We start from the raw sequence: 14311 nt of genomic DNA on the forward strand, positions 1-14311 counted from the left end.
GCGCTCCGCTTGGTTGAAGGAGCTTTCTAGCGGACTTCAAGAATGAACCCCGGTACTTCTTGCTCGGCATCCCGCAGGGTTTCGAGTACTCGGTCCGCGTACTGGCCCAGGTGCAGGCGGCTTTGGGCAAAGTCCCGCCATTCCACGATTAAGGGAACATCTACGCATCGGATGCAGTCCCACAGCGCGTCCAAATTCTCGCCGTAGTAGTCGGGAAAGGCGAGCTGCTGCTTAAACTGAGCGTGCAGCGCCAGCACACTCGTCATCTCCGACCCTTGTAAAGCAACTTTCATCTTGGGAAGGTACTCAGAGGCGTTCACGAAAACGGTCGGATTTGCCAAAACGAAGATTCAACCTACGACTTAGTGGCTTCTCCCTGCGCCCTGGACTATGTCCTCGTAATGAATGCTTCTGCCATTCACGCGTACAAAGACCTGGGCGTCATGAATGGCCTCCTCCGTCATCACCACTTCTTTACCGAGTGTTAGGGAAACCGCAACCAGGTACTGCATAAGCCTTTCGTGGTCTGCCAAGCATTGTATTTCGCTCGGGCAAATGTCGTTCTCCAGTTCGAAATCTCCGAAAAAATAACACTGCACATGAATATGGGCCAGGAAGATCGTTGCGGACGTGGATGTACGCTCTTCATCATCCCACCAATGGGCGATAAAGTTCGCGTCAATTGCGCAAGCGGGCGCCTGATCGTTGTACTCTTCCACCGTCCACTGCACCGGGTAGTCCCGGTTAACCAAGGCAATCCACGCGGCCCAGTCGGCCCGGCTTGCATCGCGGACATAGATGTCGCGCAATCCCCCGTCGCGGCGATATACGGTTTGTTTTAGTTGTTCCCATTCCATCTTACTAACGCCTTGGAGAGATATGCGGTGCAACGAATCTTACATTTAATGGAGGAAAATACACGTTACTCTTAATTGTAATTTGACGTTCAGCGAAACGGTCGGAAGCAAAATGCAGCAATTCAGTTGAAGCATCGCTCTGGTCGTGCAGAAGTAGGCTTAGTTAAAAGCGTGATAATAGCTAAAATGGTATTTTGCCGCCACTATGTTCGCGAACTCTTTCCTACCTATTATCACGGCATTTTATCAACTTTCCGCTATGAAACCGCTTATTGTCATTGTTACGGTGGTGCTCGCAACCGCTTCCTGTAAGAAAAAGGAAACGGTCCCACTACCTTCCGGAAAGAACACCTTCTCCTGTCAGATTGCTGGCAAGGCATTTACGCCTCATCTGGACCCTATTCTACTGACGAGTCGGCAGCCGCTGCGGGCGTATCGCACCGGTACGCAAGGCGGGTTTGTGTTACAAGCACAAGATGCGCTGAATGTGCTGGAAATTTACCTGGCAGCGACGCAAGGTCCCGGCACCTATCCGGTGGGCTACGTCAGGGGTCCTATTCCCTATGCGCCCAACCCGGATAGTTATGCCGGCTACACGCAGTACCGGGGACCACAGTCTGGGGACGATCCCTACAACCCACCAGCACCCACCCGTTATTATACGGATGGCTCAAACACGGGAACGGTGACATTCACTCGTCTGGATACAGTGGCTCGAATAGCGGGAGGGACCTTCGAGTATACCGCTCGGGAAATGACGACGGGGCAGACCGTGCGGATCAAAAACGGAACGTTTGATGTGAAGTTCTGATAAACTGGAGAGACGAGACGACTCCACTAGTTCACGAAAACGGTCCGAACAGCGAAAGGACCACATAACAGCTTCGACTCGCGTATCCCTAGCCATGCTTTTGCACGCGTCTAACCCCCACTGGGCGGCCGATTTCCAGGCCTTGGCCCGCGTTCTGTCCTCCGCGCTGGACGGATTGGAGGTGGCCATTGCGCACGTGGGCAGCACGGCCGTGCCGGGGCTGGCCGCCAAACCCATCATCGACCTGGACCTAGCGTACGCACCCGCCGTGCCCTGGGCAGCCCTCCCCGCGGCCCTGACCCCGCTGGGCTACGTGCACGTCGGCGACCAGGGCCTGGCCGGGCGCGAGGTCTTCAAACGACCGGGCGGGGGGCCACCCCACCCGGTGCTCGACCGCATTGTGCACCACCTCTACGCCTGCCCGGCCGACGGCGCCGAATACCAGCGGCACGTGCAGTTTCGGGACTTTTTGCGCCACGACGAACCCACCCGGCGGCGCTACGAAGCCCTGAAACGGCAGCTGGCCGCGGAAGCCGGGCAAGACGCCAAGCGCTACGCGGCCCTGAAGCAAGTGCGCGCCCGGACCTTCGTGGCCGAGGTCCTCGAGCAGGCTCAGCGCCAGCGAGGAGGGCCCGCCCCAAGGGGAACCGGCCAACCGCTCACCCCATAAGGCGTTCCTCACGCAGCGTTCAAGAAAACGGTCCTAATAGAATAACGAGGGTATTTTGCATTAAGCTACAAACGCTACCGAGCCAGTTTCAACTTGAAATACTACGTTCGTTAACTCCGCTTCCTCAACTGCCTCACGCAACTTCTCCGACATAAAAAGGGGGCCCACGCGGCACTTAAAGAAATCCAAGCTGGGGTCAAATTGGTCACTCATGACGAGCGAACTAACCCCTGGAATCTTATGCGTCGTGTTACAGAAAGCTTCAAAAGCCTGCTGGTCGGGCAATGCTAGGTATTCCCACTGAGGCGAGGCCGGCAAGCTCCGGTTGAGCCGAAAGCGGGAGCGAGCAAAGTCGATGGCGTCATAGCCCAAATAGGGGCAATAGAATAAGGCGTACTCGCTGCTCACAAACGTGCCTTTCGGGTCGTAGAGGAGCACATCGAACCAATAATGAGGGCCGAGGTGGTGGCACGCAAACACCTCCCGGGCCCGCCTGCTGAGGAGGAATGGACAGCCCATGTAGAAGTTGTCGTACAGCAACAAGTCGGTCAATTTAGCCCGGGGCCGGAGCTGCGCGTACTCGAGGCGAAAAGGTCTCGGAGGGACATGGTTGGGGCGCTGCCAGTAGGTGCGGAAGTCAAAAAAGCGCTCCATCTCGTCGCAGGTGGTCTGGTTGGCAAACCGCTCAAACTTTATTTTAACCTGCGAAAGGCCGTCACGCACGCCAATTATCTTGGGCTCGGAACTGGTCGTAAAACTGTGATAGAGCATTAAATCTAATCTTCTCTTCTATGCGAGTACAAATAACACCTGTTCAGCCAAACGGTCCGAAGGTAAACGCACCCCGCTCAGTTGGAGGAGGGGTTAAATTAGACAGACAAGACATCTCATAGCCGGCTCCCGTAAGAAGCCCATTTTATGCTTTAGCCGCTAACAGGCAGTATGAAGCAGAAGGTACTACCCATGCCCAGCTCGCTTTCCACCCATAGTCGCCCGCCTTGGGTGGCAATAAACTCTCGGGCGATGCTCAGGCCCAGCCCCGAGCCGCCCCGGTAGCCGCTTGGATCGGGCAGCTGGGCGAAGCGCTGGAAGATGCGCTCGTGATACTCGGCGGCAATGCCCGGGCCATGGTCCTGCACCCGTATCAGCACCTTCTGGCCCAGGGCTTCGGCCCGCACCGTCATGGCTTCGCCCGGCGGCGAGTAGCGAATGGCATTGGCCAGCAGATTGATGAGCACCCAGGTAGTCTTCTCTACGTCGGCGCGAACGAAAGGCAGGTTGAAGGGCAGCTGCAAATCAAGCGTAATCTGCTTGTCGGTGAGTTGGGCCTGCACGGTGGCCGTGGCATAGCGCACCACATCGGCCAGGTTGGTAGGGCGCAGGTCGAGCTGGATGCCCGCGCCCGCGTCGAGGCGCGATACGTCGAGCAGCTCGCCTACCATGCGCTGCAGGCGCTGGGTTTCCTGCCGGATGGTGGCCGTGATGCGCTGGCGTTCCTCGGCTGGCAGCCGCTCATCCTGCAGCAGCCGCAGGTTGATGTTCATGCTGGAAAGCGGCGTTTTCAACTCGTGCGACACGGTGGCCAAAAAATTCGACTTCAGTTGGTCAAGTCGCTTGAAGTCCGACACGTTGCGTAGCGTCAGAATCTGACCCGCAAATTCCTTCTGGTTCAGCGCTTCATTGAAGGAGAGCAAGTCCCGCACGTCGAGTTGGAAGTAGGCTTCCTCTCCCTGTTGGTTGATGTGCAGCAGCGGCACTTCGCCGCTTCCGCCGCTGGCTGGCTCTAATGGTCGTAACATGGTCCGTACCAGGTCGTTTTCGAGGGCCACCTCGGCCGCGGGGCGGCCTAGCAACTGGTCGGCCTGCAAGCCCAGCAGCTCGCAGGCCACGGGGTTCACTAGCAAAATAACGCGGTGCTGGTCGAGCAGCAACAGGCCCTCATCGAGCCCGTTCACGATGCTGGCGGCCCGGTTGCGCTCGGTGATTAGCTGGGCAATGGTGGAGCTACGGTAGGCGTTGAGCTGCCCCAGCAGCCGGTTAAACGACTGGGCTACTTGCCCGAATTCATCCCGGCTCTCCACTGGAATGGTGGCCGAAAAGTCCTGGTTTGTAGCATGCTCAATGCTGACGGCCAAGCGCTGCAGTGGGCCTATGGCCGCCGCCGGCACCCGTATTACAAAGGTCAGCGCCGTGAGCACGCTCAGCCCGATAACGGCCAGCAGGTAGTAACCGGCCCGCGTGGCGGTGGCAGTAGCCCGGTCGTTGTTGGCCTGCAGGGTGGTCATGTTGAGTTGCACCATGCGGTGAGTCTGCCCGCGCAGTTGGCGCACTACCGCCCCGCGTCCACCCGCGCCCGCGGCATCGGTCAGCCGCTCATAACGAGCCAGATTGGCCGTGAGACTGTCCACCACTTCCTGCTCGCCGGGCTCCGTGATGTTGCCAGCCTCGCGGGTTAGACTTTCGCGGAAGCGGGCCAGTTCGGCTACCCCTTCGGGACGCTGCTCCAGTTCATCGAGCGACCTGAACATCTGCTGGCCCAACTGCACGCTGTAGAAGTTGTTCTTCAGAATGCTTTTGGCGCTCTGGTCGAGCTGGCGCACGGTGTAGAAGGCGTAGCCACCCAGGGCCAGCAGCAGGGCCAGCAGCGCCAGAAATCCCAGAGTTATTTTGGTCTTAAACGTCATGGGGTGGGATGCTTATGCTTAGGGCACGGGTAGAATTTTGGGCAGCAGGCAAAAACGGCGTCGTGCTCCTCATGACAGTTCGAATCTTCCTTTCAGCAAATGTCTCTATACTCACTTCTAACCACTCAATATGTCACCAGAAACATATCCACGTCCTGCCTTAAGTGCGCAACGGCGCGAATGAGGTCCTGGGTGATGCCGCGGTGGCTGAGGCGCTGCCAGGTAGTTTTTTCGCGCGTAATGCCGCACATCAGCAGCGTGGCTTCTTTCTCGCGGGCCACCGTGATGACGGTCCTTACCACGTCGTCGCTTTTCACGCGCAGAATCTGGCCACCCAACTCGGTAGCCAGCTGCAAATTGCGCAGCAAATGGCGCTGGGTGGCCAGGTGGATGCGGTCGGCGGCTTCGCGGCTGGTTTGTACATACAGCACGTACCAGGTGGTAATGCCCAGCTGCTGGGCCAGCCGCGAGGCTTTGCAGATGATTTGCCTGGCGGCCAGCTCGTTGGTGTTGATGCAGGCCAGCAGGCGGTCGGCATTACGGCGCGGGGCGGGCACCGGGGCAGCCCCGCCAGCTTCCGACTCCACCTGCTGGCCCAGTAGCTGGGCCACTTCGCGCACTGCCAGTCGCCGCAGTTGCAATAGGTTGTCGGCCCGAAAGAAGCTATTAAGCGCCACCGGCACTTTAGCCGGGTCGTAAATTTTACCCGCTTGGAGCCGGCCCCGCAGCTCGCCTACGGTCAGGTCCACGTTCACTACCTCGTCGGCCCCGCGCAGCACCTGGTCGGGCACCCGCTCGGTTACATCAGTGCCGGTTATTTTGAGTACCTGGTCGTGCAGGCTTTCCAGGTGCTGCACGTTCAGGGCCGTGAGCACCGAAATGCCTGCCTTCAGCAACTCTTCCACATCCTGCCAGCGTTTCTCGTTCTTCGAGCCGGGCACGTTGGAGTGGGCCAGCTCATCGACCACCACCACGGCCGGCCGGCGCTGAATGATGGCCTCCAGGTCCATTTCTTCCAGCGCCCGGCCCTTATAGAACAGGGTTTTGCGGGGCACTTCGGCCAGGTCGCGCACTTGGGCCACGGTTTCGGGGCGGCCGTGGGTCTCCACGTAGCCCAGCACCAGGTTTATGCCCTGACGGCGCAGCTCGTGCGCTTCTTGCAGCAGCCGGCAGGTTTTGCCCACCCCGGCCGCCAAGCCCAAATACACCTTCAGCCGCCCACGCCGCCGCTGCTGCACCAGTCGCAAAAACCGCTCGGCCGATTCGTCGCGCCGGGCATCATCAGCAGCCTGCATAGAAGTTGGGAATGAGGGTATATTGTCCGTTAGAAACTCAAGGCAATGCTGCTAGTCAGGTTGCCGTAGTTATCCGAAGTGCGGCTGTTGCGCTGCTCGAAAATGGGCCGTTTAGCATCCATCACCCGGCCCTCCACCCGAAATACCACGTTGGCGGTGGGGGCGTAATCAAGGTTGAGCGAGGCGGCCTTCACCTGGAAGTCGGCATCGGCGGGCAAGGGGGAAAAGGAGCGGATGATGACGCCGCGGGCGGCGTTGTAGTACTCGGCCCGGGCCGTGACCGACCACTGGTCGGCGAGCTTGTAGCGCAAGAACGCTGCGCCAGTATGCCAAGTGTCGCCCTTAGCGCCGCGCCGCTCGTTCTCCTGCTTACCCACGTCAAATACGACCGCCAGACTCAGGCGGTCGGTGGCGGCATAGCTCACGTAGAAATCGTGGAAGTAGCGGCGGCGGCGCACCGAGTCCTGGGGCTGCTCATTGCCATAAAAAGTGCTGGAATTGATGAGCAGTTTGTCGGTGGGCCGCCACTGAAGCTGGGTGCCCAGGGCCTTGCCCTGGTTGTTGTCGCGCAGGTTTTGCCAACCGTTGAGCGCCAGGGCGGTCAGGGTGAGCTGCGGGGCCACCTCGTAGGTGAAGCGCGCACCGGACTCGTAGTAAGGCGAGTTTTCGGCCATCAGCGAGCGGGTCAGCGTCCAGTTGTCTTTGCTGATGGCTGACTCAAACCCGATGTGCGAGGCGAAAATACCCACATCGAGCCAGGCTTTTTTGAACGGCCGGAAACCGGCGTAGCCCTCGTAAACATTCCGAAAAACCGGATCCTCCGCTGCGTAGTTGGCCGATACGTAGGAGCCGGCGTGCAGCCCGACCGCCCCGCGCACCTGCCCGTTGTCGTAGCGCAACCCCACGAGGCCCTGATTGATGGTAAACTCGTTCTGGCGGCTATGCGAATAGAGAAAGCCGGGTCGGTTTTGGGTATTGTTGTTCTTGAAATCGTAGCCGTAATAGCCATCCACGAAGCCATAAAAGGTGAGCGGATTGGGAGCGGCCACCGAATCGATAGGAGTCTGAGCCGAAACCCCGCCGGCGGCCAGCAGGATTAAGCTCAGCGTCGCAAGTGTCTTCATTAGAAACGATAAGTACAGCATTAAGCTAGCGCGTAAGGGGCTTGCTCCCGCCCGTTGTCGAACAGCGCCAACTGGAACCGTTCCGCAGCGGGCGGGGGTAAAGCCTGCCCCCATCTACTATTATTTTTCAGTGAGCGTATCCAACGCCAAGTTGAGCTGGAGCACGTTGACCGTTACCGGACCGAGCAGCACAAATATGGGCTCCTGCACGTGGGCATCTACCAAGGCTTTCACCCGGGCAGCAGGTAGGCCGCGCAGCCGGGCCACGCGCTCCACTTGAGCATATGCCCCGGCGGGCGAAATATGCGGGTCGAGGCCCGAGCCGCTGGCTGTCACCATCTCCACTGGCACCTGGCCCGGTTTCACACTGGGGTTTAGCCGAAGAAAGGCAGCCACGCGAGTGCCCACTTCGGCTACGTACTCCGGGTTAGTTGGTCCCTTGTTAGAGCCACCTGAGCCGTCGGCACGATAGTCCACGGCCGAGGGCCGGGAGCTGAAGTACTCGGGTCGGTCGAATTTCTGGCCTACGTCCTCGAAGCCCACCACCCGGCCCTTGTGCGACACCTGCACGCCCTGGCCCTGGCCGGGAGCCACCTGGGCCGCGCCCCACACCAGAGCCGGGTATGCGCCGCAGCACAGCACCAGCAGGGCCAAGGTCAGACGAAAAGCGGAAGCAATATTGTTTTTCATGATTTCTGAAATGAGCGACTCAAAGCCGCGGAGTTACGAAATGACAGATACTGTTCCTACTTGCCAATTCCGGCCCGGTCTGGCCCATCATCAGTTTAAGGGATTCTATTTTGCTGATAATCAGCGCAAAAATTTGCCTTATACAATCACGTACTTGCCATAATTTGCCCGAATCGGGTCAGAACGGCCCGGCGGACTGGTCAAAACGGCGCGGTTAAAAGCTACATGAACAGTCCAACTACTAAGTCAATCAGCTTGATGCCAATGAAGGGCGCGACCACGCCGCCGAGGCCGTAAATGAGCAGGTTGCGGCGCAGCAGGGCCGAGGCTCCTACGGGTTTGTAGGCCACGCCGCGTAACGCCAGCGGCACCAGTGCCGGAATCAGCAGGGCGTTAAAAATTACGGCGCTCAGGATGGCCGATTGGGGCGACTTCAACCCCATCACATTGAGCGCGCCCAAAGCCGGAATGCCCACCATGAATAGCGCCGGCACGATGGCGAAGTACTTGGCCACGTCGTTGGCGATGCTGAAAGTCGTCAGCGTGCCGCGGGTCATGAGCAGCTGCTTACCGATTTCGACCACCTCGATGAGTTTGGTGGGGTCGTTGTCGAGGTCGACCATGTTGCCGGCTTCCTTGGCGGCTTGGGTACCGCTGTTCATGGCTACGCCCACGTCGGCCTGGGCCAGGGCGGGCGCGTCGTTGGTGCCGTCGCCCATCATGGCCACCAACTTGCCCTGCTGCTGCTCGGCCCGGATATACTGCATCTTATCCTCAGGTTTGGCTTCGGCAATGAAGTCATCCACGCCGGCTTTTTCGGCGATAAACTTGGCCGTAAGTGGGTTGTCGCCGGTCACCATCACCGTTTTGATGCCCATGCGGCGTAGGCGCTCAAACCGTTCCTGAATGCCGGGCTTGATGATATCCTGGAGTTCAACCACGCCCAGCACCTCGTCGTTGTGACTCACGACGAGCGGAGTGCCGCCATTGCTGGCCACCAGTTGCACCCGCTCCACCACCTCGGCCGGGTAGGCCTTGCCGGCCCGCTCGGTAAGTTGCCGGATAGCGTCGGCGGCACCCTTGCGGATGCGGGTACCATCAGCCAGCGTCACGCCTGAAGAGCGCGTTTCGGCCGTAAATTTAATTAGCTCGGCCCCTTTCAGGTGTACTTTCAGCTTTAGCGCATCAACTTGCTGGGTTAGGGCCAACTCCACTATGCTCTTGCCTTCGGGCGTTTCATCCGTCAGGGAGGCAATCGTGGACATCACCGCTAAGTGTTGCACGGCCACGCCGGGGGCGGGCCAAAAGTGGGTGGCTTTGCGGTTGCCGATGGTGATGGTGCCGGTTTTGTCCAGCAGCAGCACGTCGATGTCGCCGGCCGTTTCCACGGCTTTGCCGCTCTTGGTGATAACGTTGGCCCGCAGGGCCCGGTCCATACCGGCAATGCCGATGGCCGAGAGCAGCCCGCCAATCGTGGTCGGAATCAGGCACACGAACAGGGCGATAAACGAAGCGACGGCAATGGGCGTGTTGGCGTAGGCCGCGAAGGGCTGCAGCGTAAGGCAGACGATGATGAACACCAGCGTAAAGCCGGCCAGCAGAATGGTAAGCGCAATTTCGTTGGGCGTTTTCTGCCGCGAAGCGCCTTCCACCAGCGCAATCATCTTGTCCAAAAACGACTCGCCCGGCTCAGTGGTCACCACTACCTTAATGCGGTCGGACAACACCTTGGTGCCACCCGTTACGCTCGACTTGTCGCCGCCGGCCTCCCGGATTACCGGGGCCGATTCGCCCGTAATAGCCGACTCATCAATAGTAGCCAAGCCCTCCACAATTTCGCCGTCGGTGGGAATAATTTCGCCGGCTTCCACCAGAAAAAACTGGCCTTTGCGGAGTTGCGACGACGACACCATACTCTCGGTACCCCGCTCATCAACCACGCGGGCAGGGGTTTCTTCGCGGGTTTTGCGCAGGCTCTCGGCCTGGGCTTTACCCCGCGCCTCGGCAATGGCCTCGGCAAAATTGGCGAACAGCAGCGTGAGCAGTAGCACCAGAAACACGGCGAAGTTGTAGCCGAAGCTGCCCTGAGTAGGGTCGGGCCGCACGAGCAGCCCCAGTGTCACGAGCAGCATCACCACGGTGCCCAGCTCCACGGTAAACATCACCGGGTTGCGCACCATCACCCGCGGGTCGAGCTTCACGAAAGCCTGCTTCACGGCCTCAGAAACCAGCGCGGGTTGAAAGAGAGAATTAGACATGGTTTTTTAAGCTGTCAGCTGCTGGCTGTTGGCTAGTAGCTGATGTTGAATGTGAAAGGAATAAGGGGAAAAGCCGCCGCCTTCGGAGCAGCACGAAAAGCTGTCAGCTAATAGCTACCAGCTAATAACCTATTGAGAAATGCTCGGCCAACGGGCCCAGGGCCAAGGCCGGGAAGAAGGCCAGGGCGGCAATAATCCAAATGACGAAGAAGACCATCAGGCCGAAGGTGGCCGTATCGACGCGCAGGGTACCGGCACTTTCGGGGATGTACTTTTTGCCGGCCAGCAGGCCCGCAATGGCCACCGGACCGATGATGGGTAGGTAGCGGCTCAGCAGCAGCACGAGGCCGGTGCTGATATTCCACCAGGGCGTGTTATCGCCTAACCCCTCGAAGCCCGAGCCGTTATTAGCGGCCGCTGAAGTGTACTCGTAAAGCATTTCAGAGAAGCCGTGGTAGCCAGGGTTAGCCAGCCAGCTAGCGTATTCGGTGGGGTTGCTCACGTAGAGGTGGGCCGCCAGGGCTGTGCCGCCCAGAATCATCAGCGGGTGCAGCAGGGCTACGATGATGGCAATTTTCATCTCGCGGGCCTCTATTTTCTTGCCCAGCAGCTCCGGGGTGCGCCCCACCATCAGCCCTGAGATGAACACGGCCACGATGATAAAGACGAAGAAGTTGAGCAGGCCCACGCCCACGCCTCCGTAAAAGGCGTTGGTCATCATGCCCAGCATGGCGTTCATGCCCGAAAGGGGCGTGAGCGAGTCGTGCATGGCGTTTACCGAGCCGTTGCTGGTAACGGTTGTTTGGATGGCCCACAGGGCCGAAGCAGCCGAACCGAGACGCATTTCCTTGCCTTCGAGTGCGCCTAGCGTCTGGTCGACACCCAGGGTGGCAAGGGCCGGATTGCCGTGCATTTCGAGGTACACAGTAGGGACTTGCAGCAGCAGGTAGCTGGCCGTCATCACCCCAAACACCATATAGCCCAGCTTGGGCCGGCGCAGGTAAAACCCTAGTGCCAGGGCCAAGGCCATTGGAATCAGTGTAATGCTCAGGTTCTCGGCCATGTTGGTGAGATAGGTCGGGTTTTCGAGCGGGTGGGCCGAGTTCACGCCGAAGAAGCCCCCGCCGTTGGTGCCGAGCTGCTTGATGGCAATCATGGCGGCGGCCGGGCCGCGGCTCACGGCCGTGGTGTCGCCCTGCAGCGTAATGAGCGCCTGCTTGCCGGCAAACGTCATGGGGGTGCCCTGGAAAACCAGGAGCAGGCCCAGCACCAGCGAAAGCGGCAGCAGCACCCGCGTGATGCTGCGCACGAAATACACGTAGAAGTTACCCAGCTTGTCGGCGCTCCGGTCGCGTAGGGCATTGAACACCACCACGCAGGCGGCCATACCAGTGGCCGCCGTCACGAATTGCAGGAACATGATGCCCACCAGCTGCGAGAGGTAGGTCAGGCCGGTTTCGCCCGAGTAGTGCTGCAGGTTGCAGTTCACCAGAAACGAAATGGCCGTGTTAAACGCCTGGTCGGCGGACATGGACGGGTTGCCGTCGGGGTTGAGCGGCAGGCTGCCCTGGAAGCAAAACACGAACATGGCCCAGACAAACCACAGCACATTAATGGTGAGCAAGGTCTGTAGGTGCTGCTGCCAGCTCATTTCGCGGGCCGGGTTGATGCCCGACAAGCGGTAGAGTCCGTTTTCGAGCGGGGCCAGGAAATCGGACCAGCTTCGGTCGCCGCGGTACACAGTGGCCAGGTAGCGGCCCAGCGGAATGGCCAGCAGCACCGTCGCGCCGAAAATGGCGGCAATGCCAAGAAGTTCAGTGGACATAGATTAATTGTCGGTTGGTAGCAACTGGTTATGAGGCTTTAGAAGCGCGGGCTTTGCGTTACGATATTTAAAACCAGCCGCAGAATTAGAATTTCTCCGGGCGAAGTAGCACGTAGCCGAGGTAGCCGAACGTGGCCAGCCCGAGCAGGAGTAGGGCAATCATCATGGCTTGGGAGCGGGGTTAGATGTGGTCGAAAAAGTCGACCGATTTGTAGAAGAGCCAGAAGCTGGCGAGGCCAGTGGCAGTCAGCAGCGGAAGCATCAGGGCAACGGACATAAGCGGGGTGAGTGAATAGGTGTGCCAGCCCGCTTGCCAATCCTGACCCGATTTCGCGCCGGCATAGTTTTCACATCGCTATACTGTTGGCAGTCAGATTTTAAGATTATTATTCCGCTTGGCTCACTAGTCCCCAAACGCAAAAAACCGAGTAATTCTGACCCAGTGCGGTGGTCAGAATTACTCGGTTTGATTGCTGGTTTTCTGGTGGCTAAGCGTTGCCGTGCTACCCTATCCCATACTCCTGAATCTTACGGTACAGCGTTTTGGTACCGATGCCCAGCTGGCGGGCGGCTTCCATTTTATTACCGCTGGCTTCCTGCAGCACCCTCGCAATCTGGTGTTTCTCCATCGTCCGCAGGGTGCGGTCGTTGGCATCGGTGGTGGCGGGGTCAGGCTGGAAGTGGTGAAACTCGGCGGGCAAATCGTCGGTAGTCAGCAACTCGCCGTCGGCCAGAATAACGGCCCGCTCCAGCACATTGCGCAGCTCGCGCACGTTGCCGCGCCAGTCGTGGCGGCGCAACTGCGCCAGCGCCTCGGGCTCCAGGCCCCGCAGGCGGCTCCCCAGCTTAGCGGCGAAAAACCGGAGGAAGTACTCGGCCAGCACGGGCACGTCGGCCCGGCGCTCATTCAGGCCCGGCACCGGCACCATAAACACGGCCAGCCGGTAGTATAAATCAGGTCGGAAGTTACCCGCAGCGGCTTCTTGTTGCAGGTTGCGGTTAGTGGCCGCCACCAACCGCACGTCCACGGTGGTGGGCCGGGTGTCGCCGAGCTTGGTGAACTGCTGGGTTTCGAGCACCCGCAGGAACTTAGCCTGCACACTTAGCTCCAACTCCCCGATTTCGTCCAGAAACAGCGTGCCGCCGTGAGCGGCCTCCAGCAGCCCCTTCTTGTCGGCCAGCGCGCCCGTAAACGCTCCTTTCTTGTAGCCGAACAACTCCGATTCGAGCAAATCTTTGGGGAAGGCGGAGCAGTTAACGGCCACAAACGGCTTGCCACGCCGGGGGCTGGCCTGGTGGATGGCCTGGGCAAACAGCTCCTTGCCGGCCCCGGTGGGCCCTTCGAGCAGCACGGTGCTGCCGGTGGGCGCGGCGCGGCGGGCCAGTCGCTGGGCCTCCAGCAGCGCCGCCGACGAGCCAATCATGCTCTCAAACGTGTACTGGGCGCCCACCTGCTGCTCCAGCTCGGCCACCCGCCGCCGCAACCGCGCTTTCTCCACCGCCCGGTCCACCACCACCACCAGTTGGTCGTCGGATTCGCCCTTGGTCAGGTAGTCGAACGCGCCCTCCTTCATGGCCCGCACGCTGTCGGGAATGGTGCCGTAGGCCGTTAGCAAGATGATTTCGGCCAGCGGAGCCTTGGCCCGGTAGCGGGGTAACAGGTCGAGGCCATGGCCGTCGGGCAGCTTCACGTCGCTCAGTACTACCAGTACTTCGTCGGCGTGCTGGGCCAGGTCATCGAGGCCCCGGTGGGCATCGGGGGCTTGGCGTACGGTGTAGCCCTCTAACTCCAGCATCCGGGCGATGGCCTGGCGCAGGGGCGCTTCGTCGTCAATGAGGAGCAGTGTTCCGTCGGGCACAGGCCGGGGCTTGAGGGCAGTAAGATGGGTAACAACTGGTAAACAGGCAGAAATCTGCCATCAGCTACTTGTAAACGGCTTAAGCGGAATTCAAATGTAATTGCTTCACGTCAAGTCACGGTAACGGCCCATACCAGCAACGAGCCTAAACTACTAATTGACGAGCCTGGCCAGCATCCCCACAGGCAATCCGGTCCCCAATAGCAACTTTGGGATGGACCGGGGGCGTGCCCCTCTG

At 59.7% G+C, this 14311-nt stretch carries 13 protein-coding genes; 2 read left to right on the forward strand and 11 right to left on the reverse strand.

The features are described from left to right. Window positions 1–26: 26 nt before the first annotated feature. Window positions 27–293 (reverse strand): barstar family protein, encoded by a 267-nt coding sequence (locus HW554_RS12645; protein ID WP_126546909.1) that lies wholly within the window; start codon window positions 291–293, stop codon window positions 27–29. 69 nt (window positions 294–362) lie between these two features. Beyond that, window positions 363–857, reverse strand: coding sequence for a hypothetical protein (locus tag HW554_RS12650; protein ID WP_176908959.1), 495 nt, complete (start codon window positions 855–857; stop codon window positions 363–365). 259 nt (window positions 858–1116) lie between these two features. Here HW554_RS12650 and HW554_RS12655 point away from each other — a divergent pair, with 259 nt between their 5' ends. Together HW554_RS12655 and HW554_RS12660 are read left to right on the forward strand one after the other, a co-directional pair. Further along, window positions 1117–1668: a DUF6252 family protein gene (locus HW554_RS12655; protein WP_176908960.1), complete on the forward strand. Its 552-nt coding sequence runs from the start codon at window positions 1117–1119 to the stop codon at window positions 1666–1668. A 100-nt stretch (window positions 1669–1768) separates the two neighbouring features. Then, window positions 1769–2338, forward strand: a complete 570-nt coding sequence (locus HW554_RS12660) for a GrpB family protein (protein ID WP_176908961.1) — start codon at window positions 1769–1771, stop codon at window positions 2336–2338. Window positions 2339–2398: 60 nt separating this feature from the next. Here the strand turns inward: HW554_RS12660 and HW554_RS12665 are convergent, their stop codons facing one another. From HW554_RS12665 to HW554_RS12705, 9 genes are all read right to left on the reverse strand, one after another. Beyond that, window positions 2399–3109 carry an imm11 family protein gene (locus HW554_RS12665; protein ID WP_176908962.1) on the reverse strand — a complete coding sequence of 237 codons (711 nt, stop codon included), beginning with the start codon at window positions 3107–3109 and terminating at the stop codon, window positions 2399–2401. Between the two features lie 152 nt (window positions 3110–3261). Further along, window positions 3262–5022 carry a sensor histidine kinase gene (locus HW554_RS12670; RefSeq protein WP_176901172.1) on the reverse strand — a complete coding sequence of 587 codons (1761 nt, stop codon included), beginning with the start codon at window positions 5020–5022 and terminating at the stop codon, window positions 3262–3264. A 125-nt stretch (window positions 5023–5147) separates the two neighbouring features. Beyond that, window positions 5148–6317 (reverse strand): sensor protein KdpD, encoded by a 1170-nt coding sequence (locus HW554_RS12675; protein WP_176908963.1) that lies wholly within the window; start codon window positions 6315–6317, stop codon window positions 5148–5150. Between the two features lie 29 nt (window positions 6318–6346). Further along, window positions 6347–7441 carry a porin gene (locus HW554_RS12680; protein ID WP_176908964.1) on the reverse strand — a complete coding sequence of 365 codons (1095 nt, stop codon included), beginning with the start codon at window positions 7439–7441 and terminating at the stop codon, window positions 6347–6349. 120 nt (window positions 7442–7561) lie between these two features. Continuing rightward, on the reverse strand, window positions 7562–8131 hold the full coding sequence (kdpC, locus tag HW554_RS12685) for a potassium-transporting ATPase subunit KdpC (RefSeq protein ID WP_176901169.1): 570 nt from the start codon (window positions 8129–8131) through the stop codon (window positions 7562–7564). Between the two features lie 221 nt (window positions 8132–8352). Next, window positions 8353–10389, reverse strand: a complete 2037-nt coding sequence (gene kdpB, locus HW554_RS12690) for a potassium-transporting ATPase subunit KdpB (RefSeq protein ID WP_176908965.1) — start codon at window positions 10387–10389, stop codon at window positions 8353–8355. 121 nt (window positions 10390–10510) lie between these two features. Beyond that, on the reverse strand, window positions 10511–12214 hold the full coding sequence (kdpA, locus tag HW554_RS12695) for a potassium-transporting ATPase subunit KdpA (RefSeq protein WP_176908966.1): 1704 nt from the start codon (window positions 12212–12214) through the stop codon (window positions 10511–10513). A gap of 85 nt (window positions 12215–12299) precedes the next feature. Further along, window positions 12300–12380: a K(+)-transporting ATPase subunit F gene (kdpF, locus tag HW554_RS21090; RefSeq protein WP_218134708.1), complete on the reverse strand. Its 81-nt coding sequence runs from the start codon at window positions 12378–12380 to the stop codon at window positions 12300–12302. Between the two features lie 337 nt (window positions 12381–12717). Next, window positions 12718–14073, reverse strand: coding sequence for a sigma-54-dependent transcriptional regulator (locus HW554_RS12705; protein WP_176908967.1), 1356 nt, complete (start codon window positions 14071–14073; stop codon window positions 12718–12720). Window positions 14074–14311 lie beyond the last annotated feature (238 nt).

This window comes from Hymenobacter lapidiphilus, assembly GCF_013377885.1.
In the GTDB taxonomy this organism is placed as follows: domain Bacteria; phylum Bacteroidota; class Bacteroidia; order Cytophagales; family Hymenobacteraceae; genus Hymenobacter; species Hymenobacter lapidiphilus.